General features: G+C 43.4%; 24 protein-coding genes. 5 read left to right on the top strand and 19 right to left on the bottom strand.

The annotated features are described in order from the left end of the window. Positions 1-27: 27 nt before the first annotated feature. Genes HY960_12670 through HY960_12660 form a run of 3 tightly spaced genes read right to left on the bottom strand, consistent with a single transcriptional unit; the run spans position 28 to position 2,607 of the window. Entirely contained in the window at positions 28-1,443 is a 1,416-nt protein-coding gene (locus HY960_12670; protein MBI5216597.1) for a hypothetical protein, read from the bottom strand. Between the two features lie 4 nt (positions 1,444-1,447). After that, the gene (locus HY960_12665; protein ID MBI5216596.1) at positions 1,448-1,591 is read right to left on the bottom strand and encodes a hypothetical protein; all 144 of its coding nucleotides are present in this window, start codon (positions 1,589-1,591) and stop codon (positions 1,448-1,450) included. Further along, on the bottom strand, positions 1,588-2,607 hold the full coding sequence (locus HY960_12660) for a hypothetical protein (GenBank protein MBI5216595.1): 1,020 nt from the start codon (positions 2,605-2,607) through the stop codon (positions 1,588-1,590). Before HY960_12660 ends, HY960_12665 begins: the two co-directional genes overlap by 4 nt. Positions 2,608-2,852: 245 nt before the next feature. On the opposite strand from HY960_12660, the gene msrA reads away from it, so the two are divergent. Further along, the gene (msrA, locus tag HY960_12655) at positions 2,853-3,401 is read left to right on the top strand and encodes a peptide-methionine (S)-S-oxide reductase MsrA (GenBank protein ID MBI5216594.1); all 549 of its coding nucleotides are present in this window, start codon (positions 2,853-2,855) and stop codon (positions 3,399-3,401) included. Positions 3,402-3,500: 99 nt separating this feature from the next. Here the strand turns inward: msrA and HY960_12650 are convergent, their stop codons facing one another. The 8 genes from HY960_12650 to HY960_12615 form a co-directional block, all read right to left on the bottom strand. Beyond that, a complete protein-coding gene (locus tag HY960_12650) occupies positions 3,501-3,884 on the bottom strand; it encodes a DUF302 domain-containing protein (protein MBI5216593.1) in 384 nt (127 codons plus the stop codon). Positions 3,885-3,985: 101 nt separating this feature from the next. Next, a complete protein-coding gene (locus HY960_12645) occupies positions 3,986-4,228 on the bottom strand; it encodes a hypothetical protein (GenBank protein ID MBI5216592.1) in 243 nt (80 codons plus the stop codon). Further along, positions 4,207-4,593, bottom strand: coding sequence for a rhodanese-like domain-containing protein (locus HY960_12640; protein ID MBI5216591.1), 387 nt, complete (start codon positions 4,591-4,593; stop codon positions 4,207-4,209). The genes HY960_12645 and HY960_12640 overlap by 22 nt, the downstream gene beginning before the upstream one ends. 12 nt (positions 4,594-4,605) lie before the next feature. Continuing rightward, positions 4,606-4,839 (bottom strand): zinc ribbon domain-containing protein, encoded by a 234-nt coding sequence (locus HY960_12635; protein ID MBI5216590.1) that lies wholly within the window; start codon positions 4,837-4,839, stop codon positions 4,606-4,608. Between the two features lie 59 nt (positions 4,840-4,898). Beyond that, positions 4,899-5,099 (bottom strand): DUF1858 domain-containing protein, encoded by a 201-nt coding sequence (locus tag HY960_12630; GenBank protein ID MBI5216589.1) that lies wholly within the window; start codon positions 5,097-5,099, stop codon positions 4,899-4,901. A 102-nt stretch (positions 5,100-5,201) separates the two neighbouring features. Then, positions 5,202-5,546, bottom strand: coding sequence for a thioredoxin (gene trxA / locus HY960_12625; protein ID MBI5216588.1), 345 nt, complete (start codon positions 5,544-5,546; stop codon positions 5,202-5,204). 37 nt (positions 5,547-5,583) lie between these two features. Further along, entirely contained in the window at positions 5,584-6,015 is a 432-nt protein-coding gene (locus HY960_12620) for an OsmC family protein (GenBank protein ID MBI5216587.1), read from the bottom strand. A 327-nt stretch (positions 6,016-6,342) separates the two neighbouring features. Next, the gene (locus HY960_12615; GenBank protein MBI5216586.1) at positions 6,343-6,990 is read right to left on the bottom strand and encodes a sigma-70 family RNA polymerase sigma factor; all 648 of its coding nucleotides are present in this window, start codon (positions 6,988-6,990) and stop codon (positions 6,343-6,345) included. 105 nt (positions 6,991-7,095) lie between these two features. On the opposite strand from HY960_12615, the gene HY960_12610 reads away from it, so the two are divergent. Genes HY960_12610 through HY960_12595 form a run of 4 tightly spaced genes read left to right on the top strand, consistent with a single transcriptional unit; the run spans position 7,096 to position 10,353 of the window. Then, positions 7,096-7,326 (top strand): DUF433 domain-containing protein, encoded by a 231-nt coding sequence (locus HY960_12610; protein ID MBI5216585.1) that lies wholly within the window; start codon positions 7,096-7,098, stop codon positions 7,324-7,326. Beyond that, a complete protein-coding gene (locus tag HY960_12605; protein ID MBI5216584.1) occupies positions 7,323-7,682 on the top strand; it encodes a DUF5615 family PIN-like protein in 360 nt (119 codons plus the stop codon). Before HY960_12610 ends, HY960_12605 begins: the two co-directional genes overlap by 4 nt. 45 nt (positions 7,683-7,727) lie before the next feature. Further along, the gene (locus HY960_12600) at positions 7,728-9,548 is read left to right on the top strand and encodes a Na+:solute symporter (GenBank protein MBI5216583.1); all 1,821 of its coding nucleotides are present in this window, start codon (positions 7,728-7,730) and stop codon (positions 9,546-9,548) included. Between the two features lie 16 nt (positions 9,549-9,564). After that, complete coding sequence (locus tag HY960_12595; GenBank protein ID MBI5216582.1) at positions 9,565-10,353, top strand: DUF3800 domain-containing protein; 789 nt, start codon at positions 9,565-9,567, stop codon at positions 10,351-10,353. A gap of 198 nt (positions 10,354-10,551) precedes the next feature. Here the strand turns inward: HY960_12595 and HY960_12590 are convergent, their stop codons facing one another. The 8 genes from HY960_12590 to HY960_12555 form a co-directional block, all read right to left on the bottom strand. Further along, the gene (locus HY960_12590) at positions 10,552-11,793 is read right to left on the bottom strand and encodes an alginate export family protein (GenBank protein MBI5216581.1); all 1,242 of its coding nucleotides are present in this window, start codon (positions 11,791-11,793) and stop codon (positions 10,552-10,554) included. Between the two features lie 118 nt (positions 11,794-11,911). After that, positions 11,912-13,531, bottom strand: a complete 1,620-nt coding sequence (locus HY960_12585) for an ammonia-forming cytochrome c nitrite reductase subunit c552 (protein MBI5216580.1) — start codon at positions 13,529-13,531, stop codon at positions 11,912-11,914. Positions 13,532-13,752: 221 nt separating this feature from the next. Then, entirely contained in the window at positions 13,753-14,199 is a 447-nt protein-coding gene (locus tag HY960_12580) for a hemerythrin domain-containing protein (protein MBI5216579.1), read from the bottom strand. A gap of 34 nt (positions 14,200-14,233) precedes the next feature. Next, positions 14,234-14,983, bottom strand: a complete 750-nt coding sequence (locus HY960_12575; GenBank protein ID MBI5216578.1) for a class I SAM-dependent methyltransferase — start codon at positions 14,981-14,983, stop codon at positions 14,234-14,236. A gap of 7 nt (positions 14,984-14,990) precedes the next feature. Beyond that, on the bottom strand, positions 14,991-16,235 hold the full coding sequence (locus HY960_12570; GenBank protein ID MBI5216577.1) for a 4Fe-4S binding protein: 1,245 nt from the start codon (positions 16,233-16,235) through the stop codon (positions 14,991-14,993). A gap of 153 nt (positions 16,236-16,388) precedes the next feature. Further along, complete coding sequence (locus HY960_12565; protein ID MBI5216576.1) at positions 16,389-16,823, bottom strand: Rrf2 family transcriptional regulator; 435 nt, start codon at positions 16,821-16,823, stop codon at positions 16,389-16,391. After that, positions 16,820-17,824 (bottom strand): dihydroorotate dehydrogenase-like protein, encoded by a 1,005-nt coding sequence (locus HY960_12560; GenBank protein ID MBI5216575.1) that lies wholly within the window; start codon positions 17,822-17,824, stop codon positions 16,820-16,822. The genes HY960_12565 and HY960_12560 overlap by 4 nt, the downstream gene beginning before the upstream one ends. 27 nt (positions 17,825-17,851) lie before the next feature. Beyond that, positions 17,852-24,007: a PAS domain S-box protein gene (locus HY960_12555; GenBank protein MBI5216574.1), complete on the bottom strand. Its 6,156-nt coding sequence runs from the start codon at positions 24,005-24,007 to the stop codon at positions 17,852-17,854. Positions 24,008-24,212 lie beyond the last annotated feature (205 nt).

Genomic DNA, 24,212 nt, shown 5'->3' with positions numbered 1-24,212 from the left:
TAGGAAAAGTGCGTGGCACATACGTCGCTATTGAGCCAACGAATGATTCACTTTCGTCCAACTTTTTTGCCATGAAGTTCCGTTCCAGTACTGCACTTCATTTTTCAAATTCTCTAAATATGTTTTATCAATTGAGCCTTTGAGTTTTCCTTCTTTGATAAGTTGTTCACGAACTCTATCAGTCGCCGTGGTAGATTTCACTTCAACTACTTTCATATCATTAGAAAGTAGATAATGAAAATCAGGAACATTATCGGGTCTGTTACTTGTAGTGCTAAATGTTAATAGACCCTCCTTTTCTGATTGAAAAGTGAGGTTATTTGGTTTGTTGCCAAGAACAACATTCATATCGCATATTGGAAACTGTAAATAGAGAATTTCGGCATCGGAAAAAGGCATAGCAAAGCCCTGAGAAACTGTAGATTTTTTCTTACCAGATATTTTTGTTCCATCCAAGACAACAATGCAGAGTCGCTCAACATGAACTGAATCCAGTGCATCATCAATTCCAAAAGCTACAATTTCATTGATACCGTCATTCGTTATATCCTTTGAAAAAAGTCCATTCATTTGTCCGAAGTGCCAGTACTCCCCAAGTACATTTCCTCCAGCATCAATTCGTTGCAGGTACATTGGCGAACGGATGCTCGTCGCTGAAACGATAATATCATTCTTTCCGGCGCCTGTAAAATCTTCCACTAATAAAGCATGAGCCGTAAATACATTGTCATAACGCCTGTTAAGATATTGAAAGTCAGAATTGAATCCTTTGAAAAAAATCAAATTCTTTTTTGAATCAAAGACACGAAGTTTTTGTTGGAAGATTGCTTTCTCATCATCCGGAAGTCGAATTGTGGTTGCGACCTCGTTCACTTTATCGCCATTTAAATCTGCAATTTTTGTAAAAGTTATTCGGTTATGGATTTCAAATTCATTTAAATTGTCATCAACAAGAATGGGAAGTTCCCACAACTTGTTGTATCCCTTATTGAATACTTCAAAATAACCTGTTTTGTTATTGTAATTGTAGATGGCAGGATTTCTATCCTGAAGCAAATCACCCAAAGCAAAAAACGTCAAAGCATATAATAAACTTGAGGAAGCAACACCCGCCGCAACCGTTCTCACCGGATACCGGATGAGATAGTATTGAATTTTCTGTATAAACGTCTGCGGTCGGTACAGCACGGGGGCAGAGAAGGGTTCGTTTAGGGGAGTTACGCTCAATTCAACCGGCACAAGCGCACTTCGCTCTTTCGGTTCGAGCGATTCGTTCCGTTCGTATTCTTCCTTCATCTCGCCGTAAAACTCACGGATGTTGCTCACGAGCGTTCTGCACCCGTGGCACTCCCGCAAGTGCAATTCAATGTCCTGCCGCCGGCTCTCGACTTTTTCCGAGCCAACAACATACATTTCAAGAACATGTTCACTATAATGATTCATTGGTTTATACTATTATCCTTGCAGTTGAGGAACTCTGATAATAATGTAGGGCGAACTTCAGTTCGCCTTTTCGTTTCAAAGCATGACTGTGGAGTCTGTTTTTATCATCGGCGGGTCGAGTTGAAACTCGACCTACATTGATGTTCATAACTCTCTCCTCAGTTTCTTTATCGCGCAATCGTATGTCACCCGTGTCAGGTGTTCGAGATGCGATTTGTAGTTCTCCCGGTATTCTTCTTTCGTCAAGCCGGGAAGGAGCGTTTCCAGACGGTCGAAGTACGAGACTGCTTCTCCGTCCTGATGAATGATTCTGTCAATAAGGCTCGACTCAATCACTTGAAAATATTTCTCAAACATCTCTTCCGGTACATTTTTCTTCCCGACATAGTTCGGTGATGTTTTTGATTTCGTTTCCCTGCACGCATCTTTGATGAGTGCGAGCGAATCATCCATTGCAAGTTTCGATTCGACATCCGGCTGTGAGATTTCCATCATTGTTTCTTCCGAGAAAAGAATCCGAAACGCATACGCAATCGTCATGACGGGAACTATACGGCTGTATTCTTCTTGCTCGCGGAGGAATCGGGAGAGTTTCCCCATGAGCGCGGGGATTTTTTCATCGCCTTCGAACGAGAAACGGAGGTGTTGCTCAAGTTCCTCCCGTTCAATCTCCGGCAGATGTTCGAGCGTATCGCACATCATCGGGACGATGCAATACTCGCCGAACCGTTCGACGTAGGAAAAATTCTGTAACGATTGAAGCGCAAGTTTCATGTTGCGAAGAATTTTCCCGAGCGAAGGGTCGTTCTCGCTGAACATCCGGAAGATGTTGTTGTTTACTTTTCCGAAGACGATTCTCCGGAGATGGAAAAACAACTCATCTTCATTCAGTTCGTCGAAGGTCAGTCCTTCGAAGTATGATTTGATTTGGATGCACGAGTCGTGTTCATCAAGCATAAATACCTCGGCAATACAATCATGGATGAAATCGTCGGGCGGGAGTTTGAAATACGACGGCACAATTCTTCCCGAATGAATCTTCTTCCGAATCACCGGCGCGGCGATGGAAAAGACGATGCGGTAGAATTCTTTCATCTGCGGCGCGGTGTAGTTTCCCGACATAATAGAACTGAGAAGTTCGCGAAGGGAATATTTGAACTGCACACTCACTGTTTGGTTAGTGGTTCGGGGTGAGTGGGTAGTATAAAGGAATTGATTGTAAACAAGCCATCGTTTCGGGGACAAAGATAAAAAGAAAGTGAATAATAATGAAGCAAAAAAACTGCAAAAGAATTGTTTTATCGGACGAAGAAAGATAAATTCCATCCGCAGGAAGAGCGCTAACGGAGAGAGCGTTCCTTTTTGAGAAGAGATTTTCCTATCTTCATCTCATCAAGTAAGGAATCAATATGAATCAACGACAACTATCAACGTTTGGAGCCGGATGTTTCTGGTGTGTCGAAGCAGTCTTTCAGAGATTGAACGGAGTAGTATCCGTCGTCTCCGGCTACGCAGGCGGTCAGGTGAACAATCCTACGTACAAAGAAGTTTGCAACGGAACAACAGGACATGCAGAAGTCTGCCAGGTTACCTTCGACCCGAACATCATTTCGTTTTCCGAACTGCTCGAAGTCTTCTGGCAAACGCACGACCCGACGACACTGAACAGACAGGGGAATGATGTCGGCACGCAATACCGCTCCGTCATTTTCTATCACAACGAAGAACAGAAACAGATTGCCGAACAGTACATGCAACAACTCGATGAATCAGGCGTGTTCGGAAAACCAATTGTCACCACGCTCGAACCGTTCACAATCTTCTTTGAAGCCGAAGACTATCACCAAAATTATTACAATGAAAACGGCATGGCGCCGTATTGTTTATTCGTTGTGAAACCGAAGGTGGAGAAGTTTCAGAAGAGGTTCAGTGAGAAGGTGAAAGGTGGTAGGTCGTAAGTGGTGGATGTAGGTCATAGAAAAAATTGAAATGTTTTCAGGCGCAATGGCGCGCGGGTGTTGGGTGCGGGGGTGAAAGTTTGGCAATAATTGCAACCTCTACATAGCGGCAATCACCCGCTCCAAACGTAAGCGAACTTCCATCGCTACCGGTTCAATCTTCGGGTTGTCAATCAACTGTCCCATCACCATCGGGTCGAATGCGGCGACAACAGTTTCGTTTCCTTTTTCATACACAATAACATTGCACGGCAACAACAAACCGATTTGTTCTTCCGCCTGCAATGTTTGATATGCAAAGGATGGGTTACACGCTCCGAGAATGATATACTTTGTATAATCTGCGTTTATTTTTTTCTTGAGCGTGTCTTTCACGTCAATGGTTGTCAGCACGCCGAACCCTTCCTTCTTCAGTTCTTCCGTGACTTTTTCGATTGCCTGTTCGTAGGTGAGGTTGAGTGTTTTCGAGATACCGTAGTTCATGTTTTTTCCTTTGAATAAATTGTTTTCAATAAAAGTGTATGGGTGCAAGGGCGTTGAGAGCATGGGAGAATATTCACCCGCGCACTCTGCACCAACGCGCTCTACATATTTTTCGTTTGTTCCTCTTGTGAGCCGTTCGGGATAACAGGTTTCCGTCGAAACGAAGAGAAAACAAGAAAACCCATGAGTGCGCCATAACCGGTACTAATGTACGGATTGGAAGTGATTGCACAGGTTCCCGAAACACATCCGATAAAATAATAGTACGCGTATCCACCTGTTGCGCCAAGTAGCGTTGGGAGAATGAAGTGTTTCCACTTCTTCAGCGATTGTAAAAATTCCATTCGGCAATTCCTCCTTTCAGATTTGCGGCGATGAACCCCTGTTGATGGAGTTTTACCGCGGCAATCAAACTCCGACTCCCGCTCAGACAGTAGCAAACGATTTCCTGAGTTTTGTATCGTTCAAGTTCCTTCAGTCTGTTTGATAATTCATGCAGAGGAATGTGAAGTGAACCTTTGATATGATTCTGACTTCGCTCGCTTTGTGAACGAACATCCAACAACACGAGATTGGAATTTGCTTTCAACGCTTGCGACAATTCTGCCGGGGAATAATTTTTCACTAATTTACTCATGCGATATTTTCTGAGATAAACGAACGCGATAAGCGCGCCGATGATGAGAAGAACAATTTGCGGTGTTGACACGTTTGATGCTTTCTAATTGATGCCGCACGAACCGCCGCCGCAACATCCTCCCGTATCGCACGAAGGCGCGGAAGAGTATGAAGGCGAAGAATATGATGACATCGAAACTTGCGTCGCCGACATCAACCGTTTATGTTCTTTCGAACTGCAGGTCGGGCATACAACATCGTCAACGACTTCTCTCACTTTGTGGTAAATGTCGTACTGCGAGTTGCAGGATTTACATTGATATTCAAATACAGGCATACAGACTTGGTTAGTGGTTAGTGGTTAGTGGTTAAATAGTTTATTGTTTCCGGTTGCATTCATTGAAGTGCGTTCAGGTCTTCGACAAATTTTTCAATTTGTATGTCAGAGAATCCTTTTTCTTTCGCCGCGCTTTCGAGCGTTCCCCAAACCGGTTCGCCACATCGAAGGCAACGGATTCCCTGTTCCATCAAATACGTGACCGACTGCGGAAGTTCTCGCACGAGGTCTTCAATCACAATACTCTTTTCTATCTTCATTGACAAGGTTCAGGTTTCGGGTTACTGGTTTGCGGTTTCAAGATTCACGGACTACCCAATGACCAATGACTAATGATCATAGACAAAAGAAAAAAACTACTTTCAGTTTACGGTCGCTTCCTGCGCGTACTTGTTCAATTTTTCTTTGAGAACATTCTTCGGCACGGCGCCGACAACACCATCCACGACCTGTCCGTTCTTGAAAATCGCAAGCGTGGGGATGCTCATGATGCCGTACGTTTCCGCCGTTTGCTGATTCTCGTCAGTGTTTAGTTTTACAACTTTGACCTTCCCTGCAAATTCGCTGGCAAGTTGTTCAACCACCGGAGCGACCATTCTGCACGGTCCGCACCATGGCGCCCAAAAGTCAACTAACACCGGGACTTGTGAGTTTAATACTTCTTGTTGAAAGTTTGTGTCTGTTCCTACTACTACAGAATTGTTCATATCAGTTAAAAATTAAAAAGTGAAAAAAATAATGTTGTTAGAAATTCGGTTGTTCAATTTTATATGAGTGAGTTATCTTCACACTCGGTCTCAGCATCGCTGAGATTGCGCAATACTTTGTCGTTGAAAGTTCGATAGCCCGCTCGACATCTTCGCTGTTGATTCCTTCACCATAGAAGACGTACTCGACATGAATATCGGTCAACACCTGCGGATGTTCTTCCTGCATATTCGCTGTCAGGTTGATTTGAAAATCCTGAACCGGCGTTTTCTTTTTCTTCAGGATGGGAATGACATCCATCGCCGTGCATCCGCCGAGCGCCATCAGAAGTAATTCTTTCGGACTGGAACCGGCTTCACTTCCGCCGAACGTGGGACCGCCATCCATCATCACCCAATGGTTTGAATCTGATTTTCCCGCAAGTGTAATACCGCGGACTTGTTTTACTATTGCTGTTTTCGTTTTCATGTTTTACTGTTTCGTTGTTGATTTGTTGTTTGTTCTCTTTATTTAATAAGATGCAAGAATTCGGGAAAGGATTCACAAGGCAATTTGGGTTACACTACTACTACAATTGCAGAGCCGTACGGAGTCTTTCCCGTCCCGATTTGGACAATCTCGGCTCAGGATATGCACGAAACAATTCTATTGTTTGTTTCAAGTTATTCATATACACCGTGCAGTCCGGACAGTCATCCAAATGTTTTTTTATTATGCGGCACTCAGACGAGTTCAAATCTTTATCTAAATTATTACAGATGTGTTTGAACACATCACGGCACGTTTGCTTCTTTTTCATGATGTCATATACTCGTTTAATTGTTCGCGGAGAAAAACTCTGGCTCGTCGTAATCTTGATTTCACGGCAGGGACAGTCAACTTCATTATCTTCGCCGTCTCCTCTGCCGATTGTCCTTCAACATCCCGAAGTAAAAACACAAGGCGATAATCTACCGGCAGTTTCAAAATTGCTTCATCCAATGTAAGACGAAGTTCTTTCCCCATCATTTCATCAAGCGGAGTCTCACTCCATGCCTTAATCTTCAATCGTGAATCCTGGATCGAATCATCATACTCACTGTGCGAGTGTTCAGGCATGGATGGCTCTTCGATGCTCACCGAGTGTTGTTCTAACTTGCTTCGTCTCCGTTTCATCAAACAATTGTTCGCGACAATGCTGTACAACCACGTACTGAACTTCGACTTCCCGTCAAACTGTTTCAACTTTCGGAACACATTAACAAATGTATCTTGCAGAGTTTCTTCCGCATCATCCTTATCGCGGCACACCTTGAACGAAAAACTATAGACCATCTGCTCGTACTTCTTCACAAGTTCAGTAAACGCACGCTCATCACCCGACTTTGCTTTGGCAAGGAGTTCCCTGTCAAGTTCAATGAGTTGCGGCTCTGGTGTAATGCTTGAAATTGGTTTTCGATTCATGCGGTGAAAATGTAGTGAAAGTGTGTTGAAGTTACAATTACATTTGCAATTCTTCGTTGTGTTTTGTATGCTACTACACATTTTCAAATTTTTTTGCAATGAATTATGAATCAAAGAATTGAAATAAATCCGAACATTCATCTCGGAAAACCTTTCGTCGCCGGGACAAGAATAACAGTTGAAAACGTTCTTGAATTAGTAAACGAAGGAATCGGGTTCAGCACAATCATAAGTGATTACTACCCCGACTTACAAATTGAAGACATTCACGCATGTATCCGGCACGCTATTGATGTTTTGAAGGCAGAAGAACTTCATGTTGCAGTTACTGCATGAAATTATTACTCGATCAAGATGTCTATGAGTTAACGTATCTCTTCTTGAAGAGATCAACCCATGACATTCTTCGAGCATCAGATGTAGGTCTATCACAAGCCTCCGACGAAGAAATACTAAGCTGGTCGCAATCGCAAAACAGAATCTTGATAACTCGTGATAAAGATTTCGGGGAATTAGTTTTCTTAAAACGCCTGGGTAACGGAGTTATTTTTCTCCGGATGGTTCCACATACTTTAGATGACGTCCATAAAGAACTTACAAACGTGCTTTCTTCTTACTCGGAGGAAGATCTAAGAAAATCGTTTGTGGTTGTAGAAAAAGGGAGACATCGGTTTAGAAAATTATCAGACTAACAACCCCACGTGTACACCTTTCCCATTATATAATAAAAGATAATTATGCATCTCCAACTGATTGACTGGCTGATTATTGCCTTCACATTGTTCATCTGCTTTTTCCCGGCATTGTTCTTTGGCAAACGCGCGGGGAAAAGCACTTCCGAGTTTTTCGTTTCCGGTCGCTCCGTCCCGTGGTGGCTTGCCGGACTTTCGATGGTCGCCACAACGTTCAGCAGTGATACGCCAAACCTCGTCACCGATATTGTGCGGCGACAAGGTGTTGCAGGCAACTGGGTTTGGTGGGCGTTCGTTCTCACCGGAGTTGCAACGGTATTTTTTTATGCACGGTTGTGGCGCCGCTCCAACGTCATGACTGACTTGGAATTTTATGAAATCCGTTACTCAGGAAAAGCGGCAAGTTTTGTACGCGGCTTTCGTTCGGTCTATCTGGGATTGTTTTTCAACTGCATGATTATGGCAACGGTGAATCTTGCCGCATGTAAAATCGCCGCCATTCTTTTCGGACTTGAACGATGGCAAACATTACTTGCAGTCGGAATGTTGAATGTCATTTTTGCAACACACTCCGGACTGTGGGGCGTGCTGGTGATTGACATGATTCAATTCTTTATCAAGATGACCGCAGTAATTGCCGCCGCATATTTTGCTATCAACCTGCCACAGGTTGGCGGACTCAGCGGCTTGGTAGAGAAAGTTTCGGCGATGAAAGGTCCCGGCGGACTGAATTATCTTGATGTTCTTCCCGATTTTACCAACAACTGGGATATGGCGATTGCGGTCTTCATTATGCCGATTGCGGTGCAATGGTGGGCGGTCTGGTATCCGGGCGCAGAACCCGGCGGCGGAAGTTATATCGCACAACGTATGTTGGCATCAAAGTCGGAAAAAGATTCGCTTGGAGCGGTTCTGTTTTTCAACATCGCTCATTATGTTCTCCGTCCCTGGCCCTGGATTCTGGTCGGGCTCGCATCGTTGATTATCTATCCCGAACTCTCGGACATTCAAAAAGCATTTCCTGATTTAGACCCGACACTTCTCGGTCACGACATCGCATATCCCGCAATGTTAAAATTTCTTCCCGTCGGGTTTATTGGCTTGATGGTCGGTGGACTGATTGCCGCAAACTCCTCCACAATTCTCACACATCTCAACTGGGGCGCATCGTATCTCGTGCATGATTTTTACAGACGCTTTATCCGCAAAGATGCAGATGACCGGCATTATGTTTTCGCAGGCCGCGTAACCACGGTGCTCCTCTTTATTTTTTCATCAGCATTTGTGTTCGTATTGGATAGCGCAAAGGACGCGTTCGATATTATCCTGCAAGTCGGCGCGGGAACGGGCTTGCTCTATCTTGTGCGTTGGTTCTGGTGGCGGGTCAATGCGTGGAGCGAAGTTGCGGCAATGGTCAGTTCGTTCGCCATTTCATTGGTGTTACTCATTCTCAGCAAAAACGGAATTCATTTCAACACGCACACGGCGTTGCTCATTACGATTGCCTTCACAACTCTCTGCTGGATTCTCACCGCGTATCTCGCACCTCCAACCGATAAGCAAGTGCTTATCAGTTTTTACAAAAAAGTTCGACCCTTCGGTCCCGGCTGGAAACACATTCGCGAAGAAGTTGGTGAAGAACGAGATGAAAAATCTGCAGAAAATATTCCGCTTGCATTGCTCGGCTGGCTTTCCGGTTGCACAGCAATCTGGTCATCGCTCTTCACCGTCGGAAATTTTCTGTATGGAAGAATGAACTATGCGTTCCCGCTGCTTGCGGTGTTCATCATTTCAGGTCTTGCGTTACTGTATGTGATGAATAAGTTGTGGGGGAAGAAATCAAACCAGCCCAAACAAGTCATTTGATTTAAGAAAGCAGGAAATGTTTATCTCTTATTTTGATGAATCAGGCGATGATGGTTATCCTGATTATTCGTCTGAATTATTTGTTCTAAGCAGTATCTACTTTCATTATTCAAAATGGAAACAGAATTACTATTCCATTCAGAAGTTTCGTCAAGGACTTAAGATAACTTGGGATTTTCCTGTTAAATCAGAATTTCATACAAAGGAATTCATTACAGATAAGAACCCCTACCATGGCAAATACAAACCTGTTGAACGAAAAAACATTCTTTTTGATTTTTGTAACTTCATCTCAACTTTAGATTTCAAAATCATTTCAGTGGTCATTGATAAAACAAAAATACGAAGACCTAAATACGAGGTACTAAAGAATGCTTTAACATATAATATTCAACGTATTGAAAACGATCTCAACCTCCCTGAACATGATGGACAATTCCTTATCATTACAGATGAAGGAAGAATTAAAATGATGCGTTCAACAACACGGTCCATCCAACGTATTAATTATATCCCTTCCCAAATCTATCCCGAACCCTACAGAAAGGAAATTGAAAGATTAATAGAGGACCCTCTTCCAAAATCATCTGATGAATCGTATTTTATTCAAATTGTAGATATGATTTCTTTTTTAGTTAGTTTGTTTGCCAAACAAAACTTATGTGAACCAAAACAGGGTTGGGCAAAAAGAGTTCTTGACGTTCTTTCATATGGCGATGATTTAAAATTACTCGATGTTTTAAAACACAGATTTAATCCACGCGCAAGCAAAAGTCCCTTTGGGATTGTCTATTATCCAAAATAGAGAAGCCGCCGGGAGCGACCCAAGCGGCTTCAAAATCTACCACCAGCTACAACTCATTCGAGTCTTGACTGGTTCACTAATAATATAGTAATAAGTGAATAAATTACAAGGGATTTATTTCCTTTTTTGTAAATTTTAAATGAGATTATTTACTTAGATAAGTCATACTTCTTTTGCAATATGTTTAGCATGATATCCTTAAAACATTACACTCGCTGAGAAATATCCCCAGAATGCGGCATCTGCGCTACCGAAGTTTGCACGCATCAATTCGCCCGGGATGAATGTGCTGGCACCGAGTTCGAGATTGAGATTGGAATTGTATTTACACAAGTAGGTCAAATCAATTTCCTGTCCGAGACCTTTCTCGCCGTTCACATCTTCTGCAAGTGAGAAATTATGGAACCAGAAATTCAATGTCCCTCGGTCTGAAACTTTCATCGTTGCGCGAACAAGTAAATCGGCTAACCCGCGTCCGCCTGTGTTCACCGGGATGTTGATGAAATAATCCATGAAGCCATAAAACTTGTGCCCGGTATGAAATGTCGGGTCGAACGATTTGTATTTCGTGTCGCCGGCGGGAGTTCCACTTAATAATTCATAACCGACTGCGACGCGGGAGACCGGCATATCACTCAATGAATATCCGAGCGTTGCGGTGAGCATGTACGCCGCGGCATCAAGGTCGCGGACTTTTCCACCCTGATACGCAAGTTCCGCTTCGTAATCGAACTCATCGAACTTTCCTTTGCCGTAACCGCCGAGAGTGAAACGAGCCAAATCGGAATTGTTCGTAACCGTCGTCGTTCTGTTCCATTGATAGAGCAAGTAACCGTCAATTTTCTGATTCTCAATTCCTTTGAGTGTTGCATAGCCGCCATAAATATCATAGCCGCCATCCCAAACATACGCTGTAGTTGCAAGTGTTGCATTCGGTTGATATGCCTGAACTTCAGTGTGGTTCATTGCCATCACATCTAACCCGAATGATTCGGTATTGATTTTCAATAAGCCGCCATCAAACACCCGCCCGAAATTATGAAACCCGACAGCGCCAAGAATGCGTTCGTTCCCGTAGGCAAGTTCCATCCGTCCGAGTTTAAGTGTCATGTTATCGGAGATAAATTTTGAAACCTCAAGATATCCCTGATGTAAATCGAGATTTTTTAAATCTGTCTGCGTGGTTTGTTCCTGACCGAATGTTCGGGAATCCTGAACCTGAAGAAATGCTTTCACATTTTCAACAGGCAATGCTTCAAATCCTAACCGTGAGCGGAGAAGCGTGTAAGTGTTTGCGGGTGTAAGATTGTTGAAGTCCCGCATGTCCACTTCGCTACGTACGCGAACTTCACCGCTCCATTTTGTGGATGGTGTGAAATCTTGTGCGAACGCAGTTGAAACAAACAATGCGAGGATAAAGAGAATGAAAAGATGTTTCATGTTAGTTGTTCTTTCTTTAATTGTGGATAAAATATTTTGTCTTTTTTCTAATTGAACTAACTGGTCAGACACGCATTCCTACATGTCCTACTGTTTGTCCTATTGCCGGTCTTACAATTTATTTCAATGCTTTCTTTTCTGTTATGGCTTTTTCCAGAAACTTGATTCCATCCTGTGCGGCGGTGATTGATTGCGTCAAGGATTCACGGGCAATTGTCGGATTGTGGAATCCATCAGAGTTTTCTGCTGTCCACCACTCCCACAGTGAGTGTGCCTGATCGTGATACTTGCGTGACTCTTTCAGCGCCGTAGTATCAACACCTGCATCTTTCGCCCGCGTGTACGTATCAATGAACAAGCCGATGTTATATTCCGCTTTTCGCATCTTGCCGCGGATATAATTCTGAATTGCATCAATCTGGTACTCGGCTTCCTTTTCGTTCCATTCTTTATGGCAATTCAAACACGTTTCTTTCGTCATGTATCGTGCGCTCTTCTGTCCGTGCCAGGTAAACGTTTTGTTTCCCTTCTTTGTTTTCGGCATGTGGCAATCTTTACACTCAACTCCGGCACGTTCATGTTTGCTATTCCAGAATGTTTCCGATTCGGGATGCTGAAGTTTGGAAAGCGACGCCCCGGTCACTGCATGTTTGAAGTCCTTGAAGTTAAATGTTTCCATCTTCTTATTGTAATCCAGAACGTTCACCCACGGAAAGATATTTGTCCGGGAATCTGCGTACCCGATTGCTTCCCCGGTTTTCGGGTCGTGCCCGGGATTGCAGTTGTACTCGACATGACATTGAGCGCACATGAGATTGGAATCTTTTTTATTTAAGATTCCGATAGCCCGAAAATCTCTGAACGTAATTTTCTTCATCGTGATTTGCTTGCTTTTTTCTTTGTCATACGGATACGTTCCTTCGCCGCGGTCAACCACTGCTTCAATCAACGCATCGCGAACAACTCGCGGATTTGTTCCGTGCGGGTCGTGACAATGAATGCATCCGACCGGTTGATTGATTGCACGCGCCATCTCGACAACTTTCGACGTGCGCGACCATTTTGCATCGGGCGATGGCTCGCCTTTATATTTCCATGTAAGAATTTGATTGGTGGATTTGCAACTGATGCACGTCGGGTTTGCGGCTGTTGCCGACTGTGTGATAAATGCTTTCTGGTCGCTTGTTGATGGTTCTTTATCTTCCAGAAAATCCCATACGTTTCCGGTCTTCGTAATGTTCTGCCAACTCTTTAATTGAAAACGGCCGCCGTATGCGCGGTCAACGATGTAATGGTCCATCAGCATGAACGCATGACTGCGCGGCTCATCATGCTCTTTGGTAAAACCGTGCGGCGTCATTAATTTATCGAACGTTGGCGAGCGGCTTGTCGTTGTCGCCTTCTCCAACTTCGCTTTCGATGCAAGATTCACGTGCATGAACGACTCGTACTGGTCTTTGTGACAACCGCCGCATTTCGTCAGTTCGAGATTCGTCACCGGTTTGCTCGTCGCGTCCTCAAGATGCTTTGTCAGTTCCGAGTGACATGTTGTGCAGTTCAATTTTGCATGCTTGCTTCCGGTGTGAAGTTCTTTCACTTCTTCATGGCACTCAAAACACTGCTGCGGATTCACCGCTTGCACGGGCGATGGTTCCGTTGTTTCCGGAATCAAAATGATAAAACCAACAGTGATAAATAAGAACAGGGGAATGATAGAAATAACAAATATACGTTTCATTGTTCTTCTTTCAAGATAATAGGATAATTAGATACAAAACTCTAAGACATATGCCTCTGTACAATTCTAATGCCATCAGAAACGAAGTTTATTCTCCTTTATTTTATATAAAAATCAAAAGGGCTGAACATGACCTGTTTCAGCCCTGAGAGAAAGTGAGTTATTTAACTCTCACTATTAAGAGAGAATCTCTTTGTTGAATTCTTCAACGACGACGGAAGTTATTGAGAAACGGTTTCCATCTTCTGAAATACGGTTACCCGTTCGTTACTGTTAATCGTTCGGTCAATCGCCGGATATAAGATTTGCTCTTCTTTTTGATTGTGGGCGAACAACGTATTGAGCATCGTCTGTTCGTCCGAATCAGTTTCAGGATTGCCCGATTGAATTGCGGTGTGTATTGCTTCAAGATGTTTCTTGATTACACGGTGTTCCATCCGCATTACTTCCGTCGGACCAGAGTGATGCATTCCTGTCTTTTGTTCGAAGAGTGGAAAGAGAATTTCCTCTTCCCACATGATATGTCGAAGCAATCCCGAATGAAACTCAAGAAAAAATTCTTTCGCTCTCGGAAGTTCGTTTCGTTTTAATGATTGAAATTGTTTGAAGAGATTATCCAGCCGGTCATGGTCGTCTTCATAATAGTTTGTGATGGTTGATTGGTTCATAGTGTTTTCCTTTGTTATGTGTTGATAAAAAAATTCAAGAGGCAACGACGATAAGGTCGTGCGATGCTTCGACATCAAACGGCTCGAACGAAAGAGAGCCGAAATGCTCAATCTGTTGGAAGCCGGCTTTTGACAAATTGTATTGTAAACGAGATAGTGTCACCGGGTTCAGATGAGTCGTATGAAGAGTGTGCGTCATCTGATTCTCTTTCTGCCTGAGTGTGAGAATATTAAATGCAATGACATCATCAAGATAATCATAAAAGCGGACAAATATTTTCCCATCTCGTTCTTTCACATTCTGAATCCTTTCCTTCTTCTTCATGATTCTCCCATAATTCAGTAGTTGAAGAATTACTACTCCCTGCTCATTCAACACAGAGCGAAAATTTGTCAATGCCTGATTCACTTCTGCATCAGAAAGAAGATGCGGAAGTGTATTGCCGAGACAGAAAACAGCATCTACTTTCTGCCGAACAGTATCGGAAAGATGTTGAAAATCCGAAAGAACGGTTTCGATGTTTACGTTCATTTCAACAGCACGTTGCTTCAAACGCGAAATCATTTCAGAAGAAATATCAACTGCTGTCACCTTCACTCCCAACCATGCAAGTACAAGCGAATGAAATCCTGTACCGCATCCGGCATCAATTGCTGAGTGAATACTGTACTTTGAAACGAGTCCGTTGAAAACCGGTTGTTCCCTGTTGAACCGCTTCTCAAAGTCTATCATGCTATCATAATCCTGAGCAAGCGAATCGTAAAACGATGATATTTTTTCCATAGAATACTCAGTCATTTGGACCATATTGAGGAACTTCACCCCGGTTGTGCTGATATATCGGTGATTCAATTTGCGGGAAACGCTTTAGATATTCCTCCTTTGTCATTCCGTTTTGCCAATGCCCGGTTATCATTGCTAATCCCGTTATCCCGGCAAATGTACCGACGACGAAGACGCCAAACACCCAATTCGGGATTCGAGTCTTTGTGACGGATGTCCTGATATCGAGTGTCTCCTTAACCGGACACGCTTCGACACACGCGAGACAATTCATACATTCATCACTCCACACTCTCTTCACTTTATGAACCTTGATGTTTGACGGACAGGCTTTCGTACACAGTTCACAATCAATACAGGTGGATTTGTTGCGTGTAATTTTCAACGGGCTGAACCAACTGAGAACTCCGAGCAACGCGCCATACGGACATAAAAATCTGCACCAGAAATTTTTTATGAACAGTGAAAAGACCATCAGGATAATGATTGTCCAGAGAGCAAATGAGGAAATGTTCGCGAAGAACTGATACATCTTCACGTCAGCCATTTTGTTATACGGGCTGTAAATAAATGCTTGCAAATCAGGTACGGTCATTTGCCAAATGGAATAGGCGAAGAAAAACAGCAGGAGATATTTCAATGAACGCAACGGGTAATCAAGCCATTTGGGCGGAGTGAGATTTCTTCCGAATAATTTTTTCCCGAACATCCAGAGTGATTCACTCAGCGTTCCAACCGGGCAGAGCCAACTGCAAAATGCTTTTTTCAGTAAAACTCCACCTGCAACAATCGCGATGAAAATAAAAAGCCCCGAAGGATGAACATCGTTGATGATTCCGGTTTGCAACCAATATTTCAAACTGATGAGCGCACTTATAGGAAGAAAACCTTCAACTCCCGGAGGTCGTTCAAAATATGTAGTTTCACCATTCGACATCCCCCACTGCATGAAAAGATAGAACTCAATGCCAATCCAGACGCAAAGAAGGATAAACGAGAATTGAATAGTCGAGCGGAGAAATTGTGAATCATCCCGGAGGCGATGAACAATTCGTTTATACCAGAGTGGTTCAAGCGAAAACTTTATTTTTTTCTTCCGCTGTTCCGTCGGGATTTTTTTGATTTTCAGTTTACGCGCTTCTGCCCGATGGGGAATTGTTTGAAATGTATCAACAATTGTTTTACTGAATGGTTCAGTAAACGTCAATGAATTCGTAGTAAGAACAGATGAATCAGTATTATCAGGTTTCATAGTCAGTCTATCAGATTGTTCTCAATTTTGAGATTGCCGAAGAGTACACTCTTTGAAAATGTTTTAATTTTCGGGCTATTTCCTCAAAACCAATCTGAATAGTCCAACTTGTATGCCATATTGGATATTTATATCCAATATGATTTTTGTCTATTATTTCCTGTTAAATTGAGGTTTTTTCATTTCTGATGCTAATTGTGCAACACTTTTCGTTGTGAGAAGTTGTTTCAGTTCCTCTCTCATCCTTCCCCAATGTTCATGTAACGCACACGGATGCGCATCACCACAATCATCGAACCCCAGAACACAACCATTCATAAAACTCAAACCATCTACCGCTTCGATGATTTGATACAATGTGATTTTATCGGTTGATTTTTTTAAGGCAAATCCACCGAGCGAGCCCTTGAAGGAAGAAAGCAACCCCTTTCGCGAGAGCGCCTGGAGAATTTTCGCCGCAAAATGATACGGCAAATCCAGATGTTGAGTTAATTCCTTGATTGAAGTTTTTTCACCTTCCGGTTTCAGGGCGAGAAAAAGAACTGCTTGCAGTGCATACTCACACTGCCTGCTAAAAATGATACTCATATTATTCCAATTCCTTGATACTTATTTAAGGCTTTCATATAATTTGCGCGCTCGAATGCAGACGGGTCAGCAACTGATTGTTGGCTCATACTTCCTTTCATTTGTTGAACGGAAACATAATCATGTTCTACCATCCACTTCTCCACGTCTTGCAAAACTTGAGCAATGTAGTGGTGTCCATGTTTTAACAAAGCCGAACACATCATCGTAACATCCGCGCCCGCCATCAACATTTTTATCACATCTTCTGCTGTGTGAATGCCGCCTGTCGCCGCGAGACTCGCATTCACTCTTCCATGTAAGATTGCAATCCAACGCATTGGTACTCGCGTAGCGAATGATGTGCTTAATGTAACCCCGGGCTTCACGTCTAATGTTGTCAGGTCAATATCCGGCTGATAGAAACGATTGAATAACACTAATCCATCAGCGCCCGACTGGTCAAATCGTCGAGCCACGTTCGCGAACGAACTGAAGAACGGACTTAACTTCATCGCAACGGGAATTTTCACTGCGCGTTTTACAGCGTGCAGAACTTCGAGATACCGTTCTTCCACTTCTGCGCCGGTGAGCAACGGGTCGGTTGGAATGTAATAAACATTTAGTTCAATTGCATCTGCGCCAGCCTGTTCAAGTTTTGTGGCATAATTAATCCATCCACCGACAGTAATTCCGTTCAGGCTCGCAATGACCGGGATTTCCAACGATTGTTTTGCTTTGCGAAGAAGTTCTACATACTCGTCCGGTCCCAGATTATATTCGCCGAAGTTCGGAAAGTATGTTAATGATTCTGCAAAACTTTCCGTTCCGAAGGAGAGATAATGGTCGAGTTCGGCGGCTTCATGGGCAATTTGTTCTTCAAACAAAGAGTACATCACAACCGCCGCCGCGCCGGCATCTTCAAGACGCTTCATGCTCTCAACCGAATGGGAGAGCGGACTTGATGATGGGATGATGGGATTTTTTAGTGGGATTCCAAGGTATGTTGTTTTCAAATCCATTTTTGTGTTCCTATTTCTGAATAATGTTCATTTTGTTAAAACTTCATGGAGTGCTTTGAGTAAACTTTCAGCAGTGTATGGCTTTGCAAGAAAAGCAAACACTTCTGTTTCAAGTGTAAAAGATATTTGTGAGCCGGTTGTTAATCCGCTTGAAGCAATAATTTTTACCGATGGCTCCAATTCCTTCAGTGCGAGAATCGTCGCATTACCATCCATCACCGGCATCATCATATCAGTGATGACGACATCTATATCCTGCTTTCGTTCTTTGTATAATGCAACGCCCTTTGCGCCATCGCCCGCGGTGAGTACTTTGTAGCCGTACATTTCAAGAGTGTATTTTGTAATATCCCGAACAGACGCTTCATCATCTATCACCAACACACATTCGCCGTTGCCGGGAGGATACTCAACAATAGCTTTTGTCACTTGTATCGCTTCCGCCGATTCTATAGCAGGAAGAAAAACTTTAAATGTTGTTCCGCTTCCGATATGCGAGTACACATCAATAAACCCTTCGTGTCCCTTCACAATTGCATGAACGGTTGAAAGACCGAGTCCCGTGCCGCTCGCTTGCGGTTTCGTTGTAAAGAACGGGTCAAATATTTTGGGTAATACTTCAGGGGGAATTCCTGTTCCCGTATCGCTGACAGAGAGAACAACGTACGGACCGACTTTCGCTCCGTATTGCATTTTTGCAAAATGCTCATCAATAAAAATATTTTCCGCTTTCAGTTCCAGCGAGCCGCCATCGGGCATTGCATCGCGCGCGTTCACGCACAAGTTCAATAATACTTGGTGTAATTGCGTCGGATCTCCCAACACAGTCCATAGTTCTTTTTGAATCGAGCAATGAACTTCGATTGAGCGCGGGAATGTTTCCTTCGCAATTTGTTCCATCTCTCTAATAAGATGTCGTAATTGGATATTCCCCCGCTCTCCTTCCGAACCACGTGCAAACGAAAGGATTTGTTTAATGATATGCTTTCCGCGTTCTGCGCTACTCCGGATGGTTTGAAGAATTTTCACTGCGTGGTCTGTTGTAGCATACCGCTTCAAAACATCAATGGAAAGCAATATCGGAGCGAGAACGTTATTCAAATCGTGCGCTACACCTCCGGCGAGTGTTCCTAAACTTTCGAGTCGTTGCGAACGTAAGAACTGTTCTTCAAGGCGCTTCTTTTCTGTAATATCAAGTTGAATCGCCATGAAGCCGTCAATATTTCCAAATTCATCTAACACGGGACTCATGGAAGATTCGACGATAACCTGTTTTCCTTCTTTCGTTTTGTTGTGAATTTCGCGTTTGACAAACTGTCTGTTCAACAACGTCTCCCAAATCTTTGAATAATCTTCCCGAGAAGTTGAACCACTCTTTAATATTCGTGGAGTTACTTTTCCGATTACTTCCTCCTGGGTGTAACCGTAGAGTTTGGTAAACTCAGGGTTAGCGAACGTGATAATCCCTTCTTTGTCTGTAATAAACACAACCTCACCCAACGACTCGATTGCTTTACGGAGTTTCCCAACCTCTTCTTCTACTTTGACTTTTTCCGTTATATCGGTAAGCGAGCCGACTATGGCAATGGTTTTTCCGTTTAACACGACCGGAGACTCATTCACTTCCACCCAAATTTTTCGTGCTTTCTTTCCAACCAGTTCTAAACGAAACGGGCTTTGCCGTATCCCCGTTTCGATTGCCCGTTGAGTCATATCGTACCCGATATTGTTTATCGGATTTTCAGTCGCAAGTTCTGTCCACCGGACAAGCGCTTCCTCGGGTTCACAATCAAAATAGGAACGAGTCTGTGGGCTAACATACGTAATCACATGTTCGGGTGTGTGTGAGTAGAAAAGATTCGTGCTATGTTCAACTATTTCACGGAGTTTGATTTCACTTTGCCGCAATGCTTCCTCAGCCTTTTTGCGTTCAGTAATATCATTGATAAGCGCCATCGTTCCGATGATAGTATTGTTTCCATCTCGCAACGATGCGGTCGAAATGCTGACGTGTACAAGTGTGCCATCTTTCCGTTTTCTATATGTGTCGTGAACGATATACACACCCCCTTTTCTCACTCGTTCGGCGGCACAGTTGTATTCATCAAATTTATCTTCTGTTAGATACGGCAATGACTTCCCGATTACGTCATTCTCCGTCCAGCCAAAAATCTCCTCCGATTTTGGATTCCATATCGTAACATTCCCATTCAAATCAAGAACATTGATTGCTAACGGCGAAGCCTGAATTAACGCTTCAACAATTTGGTACGATTCCCTGAGTGCTTCTTCCGAACGTTTCCGTTCGGTTATATCGCGCATGATGCCCCTGTACCCGATAATGGACCCGATAGAATCCCGTACCGTTGTTGCCGTATCAAGAACGGTAATTTTCGTTCCGTCCTTGCGTTTCAGTTCTAATTCAAAATCCTGTACGTATCCCTGTCTCCTGATAATGCGTGATTCTTCTTCTCGTTGCCGCGGCTCCCAGTACAACTCATTTGCAACATCAACCGTGAGGAGTTCTTCCTTTGAATGATACCCGAATAGTTCTACACCAGCGGGGTTGATTTCAATAATATGTCCGAACTCTGATGTAAAATAAATAACATCTTTCGATTCTTCGAACAGTGAACGGTATCGCTCTTCAGAGCGTTGTAAATCTTCCTCTGCCTGCTTCCGGCGAATCGTCATTGCAATCTGTGATGACACATATTCCAGCACTTGCAGTTCTTCATCGCCGTACGCATGTTCATCGTGATAATCCTGAACCGCCATGACGCCGATTGTTTTTCCCTCGACAATCAACGGAACGCCCAGCCAGACTGGCGATGGAATTCCGACTAATTCAATCTCTCCCTGACGAACAAGTTCTTCAAACTTTTTCTGGGGACAAAGAAGTGATTTTCCCGTTCGTAGTACATAAGCTGTCACTCCCCTTCCCGGTCTTCCCGGCGGATTCGGAACGTCAACTTCATCAACAAAGTACGGGAAACTTAATAAATCATCCTGCTCATCATACAGTGCGATATAGAAATTACTTGCATGCATAACCTCGCTGATACTATCGTGAACTCCCTTAAACAGTTCTTCCGGCGATTGCGATTTGTCTGCAAACTGAGCAATCTGGTAAACAGTGTTTTGCAAATGTTCGCGATGTTTATGCTCGGTGATATCAATTGAATCCATTATAGCGGAAGCAACTTTTCCATCTTTAATTATCGGTCCGATGATGCACGTGTACCATGCTTCGCTTCCGTACGGACCTGCCGCAGGAACTTCAAACCAGACGGAATGTTGCTTTTCAAAAACTTCCTCGACTTGTTGACGCATAAATAGTGCCGTCTCTGTCGAGACATAATCATAAATTGTCGAACCGATAACACTGTCCCGTTCATATCCGGGTGTAGCGCGATTGATATATAATATCTTCCCTTGCCTGTCAATTTCGTGGACTAATCCGGGCGAACTTTCCATCAACGAACGCCATCGCGCTTCCGATTCTCGGACACTTTCTTCAGCACGCATTTGGTTAGTAATATCGAGCCAGATACCGATAATCTCTTTCGGATTTCCTGCGGAATCGCGAATCAGTACCGTTTGGTCTTCAAACCAGCGATAGGAACCATCGGCGCACTTCCACCGGTATTCCGTCCGGGTAGTATTCTGCTTAATAACGCCGTTGTATTCCGACATTGCATGTTCGATATCGTCCGGGTGAATTCGCGATTCCCAGAATTTCGCATCTTCAATAAAGTGATTGGGAGAAAATCCTGTTATTCGTTCAACCTGTTCGCTAATCCATGTCGTTGCCAAGGTTCTGGAAACATCGGTTGTATAAAATACCATTGGCAAAGAACGGAGAACAAGTTCTTGCTGCTCTACACTGAGCCGCAAGGCGTCTTCAACCTTCTTTCGTTCTGTGATATCACGGGAAATTCCCAACACGGATGTGACCGTTCCTTCCTGATTTTTTATCGGCACAAGATGAGTGTCATGCCAACGCAATCCTGCTTTTGTCGGGAGCGGATTTTCCGACTGCATCGGTTTACCCGTTGCAAAGATTTTCCGTAGCGCTTCTCCTTGTCTCGCCGCCGCTTCACCGGGGAATAAATTCATACGTTGTTTTCCGATAATGTTTAACGGTACATCATTAAACATTTGTGCGGCGAAACTGTTGACGTACTCTACTTCATCATTTTTATTGATGATAAATATTGCATCGTGTGCGGCTTCCGAAAGCGTTCGATACCTCTCCTCGCTTGCGGCTAATTCAGCCATTGCTTGTCGTCGTTCGATTGCAAAGGCAATATGCCCGGCAATGGTAAGCAGTATTTGTACTTCTGTTTCAGTAAACACGTGCGGTGCATCGAAATACACCATGAATTTTCCCAGCAATCTATCCTGAAAAACCAACGGGATAAATCCTAATGCAACAATATGTTCTTTCTCAAACACAGGATGATACGTTGCAAGGCTTTGCTCGTTCCGAACATCCGACACGAATATCGGCGCAGGGTTTGTTGTTTGTGGATTCCACGGCGTATGCCCTTCAACCTTACTGCGATACCAATCAGAAATTCCGCGCCATGCTTTGAACCGAAGTATTCCGTCTTTATCAAAAAGAAGAAGCGAAGCGCGGTCTATATGCAAGTTCCGCGTAATTGCCGAAAGAGATTCTTGATAAATTATATCAATATCGTCCGTGTGGTTGAGCGCGGCAGTGAGGAAGTAAATAGACTGGAGTTGTTCAAATTGATTCTTTAATTTTTGCTCTTGTTGCAGCCGCTCCGAAATATCATTTGCAACGACAAGAATTCCATCTTGCCCGTTTGGCAGCCGGATCATCCGTTCCCGGATCTCAATCGAATAGGACGTCCCGTCTTTTTTGATATTTTCAACCTGATGTTCAAGAATATTCCCTGAAAGAATTTTAGTTATATGTTTCTGGACTTGTTCCCTATGTTGAGGCGGAGCCAGAAATCGCACATTATTCCCGATCAGTTCTTCCCGCGAATACCCCGTCATGCGAAAGAATGATTCGTTTGCATCGACAATCGTTCCGTTTGCATCTTCCAACATGACCCCGCTTGGAGAAAATTCGAAGAGTGTTTTATACCGTTGTTGGTCCAAGAAACGGGCTTCTTCTGCAAGTTTCCTATCGGTAATATCCGTGATAGAACCTATCGAACGAATTGCGTTTCCCTGTTCATCCCTGAAAATAAATGCCCGGTCATGGATAAAACGATACTCACCATTTTTATGTCGAAGCCGGTAATCAATTTCTATTGTAGAAGATTTTGAGAGAGCATTTTCTATTTGCCGTGTAACATGTTCGCGCTCATCCGGATGGATATAAGATTCCCAGGGAGTTTTCTTCGTACTAAGTTCTTCGGGCACATACCCTAACACGGTTTGAAGTGTTGCGCTCCAGACCGTACTGTTCTTTTTCAAGTCCCAGTCATATACAATTTCGTCTGTAATGGAAAGTACTTTTTCATACCGCTCCTGCCATTCCTTCACAATTTTACCGGAACGTTTTCTATCAGAAATATCTCGTGCGACAACCTGTACCGCCGGATTGCCTTGGTATGTAAAAGGAACTGCGGCAACTTCTACATCAATTATTTGTCCGTCAACCCTGATAAATTTTTCCTCAATGAGCGGAACCTCCCGACCTTCTTCCGTCATCATTTGTACGCGTTTACGGACAGTGTCGTGATAGTAGGGGTGAACGATGGTAAGAACTGATTTGCCTAACAACTCATCTGCATTTTTCGCCCCGAGGAGTTTCACTCCCGAAGGATTGACATACACGAACTTCCCTTCGATATGAACAGCGATTGCATCCGGCGACATTTCTACCAAACGCCGGTACCGCTCTTCGCTTTCGCGTAAAGCATCTTCTGTCTGAATTTGACCGAACAATCGTGTCTGAAATTCCTTCCACCAACCAAATGAAAATATCCCGAAGCCGGCAGAAAAAAGTGTGAGCGTAAGAATAAGTTCGCTAACATAACGATTGGGATTTGTTATTGGAGGAAGAAGCAATTCCTCCAACAACATCGGAAGTCGAATCATTCCAATCAATAAATATAAGATTGAAGCGATACCGCCAAGAACGATTGCTTTCTTAAAGAAAGACAATTTCTCCCGTTTTCTCATCTGCAAAGAACTTTTCATAATTGATGGCTTGCGTTATACAATAATTGCACCATAAGACAAGTATCACTGTTTTCTTTTTTGATTCAACAAGAAATCATTGTCGTTATTACAGAACATAACAACATCAACAACAACATTCTCTTTTTCATTCTAAGAAAACACATTTCTATCTTATTGACACAATCGGAAACTACACAATTGTTTTCCTTTTATCAACTTTTTT

This window comes from Ignavibacteriota bacterium (assembly GCA_016212665.1).
Classification (GTDB): domain Bacteria; phylum Bacteroidota; class Ignavibacteria; order UBA10030; family SZUA-254; genus FW602-bin19.
Note: the sequence above shows the minus strand (reverse complement) of the source record. Positions and strands in the feature narration are given on the sequence as shown.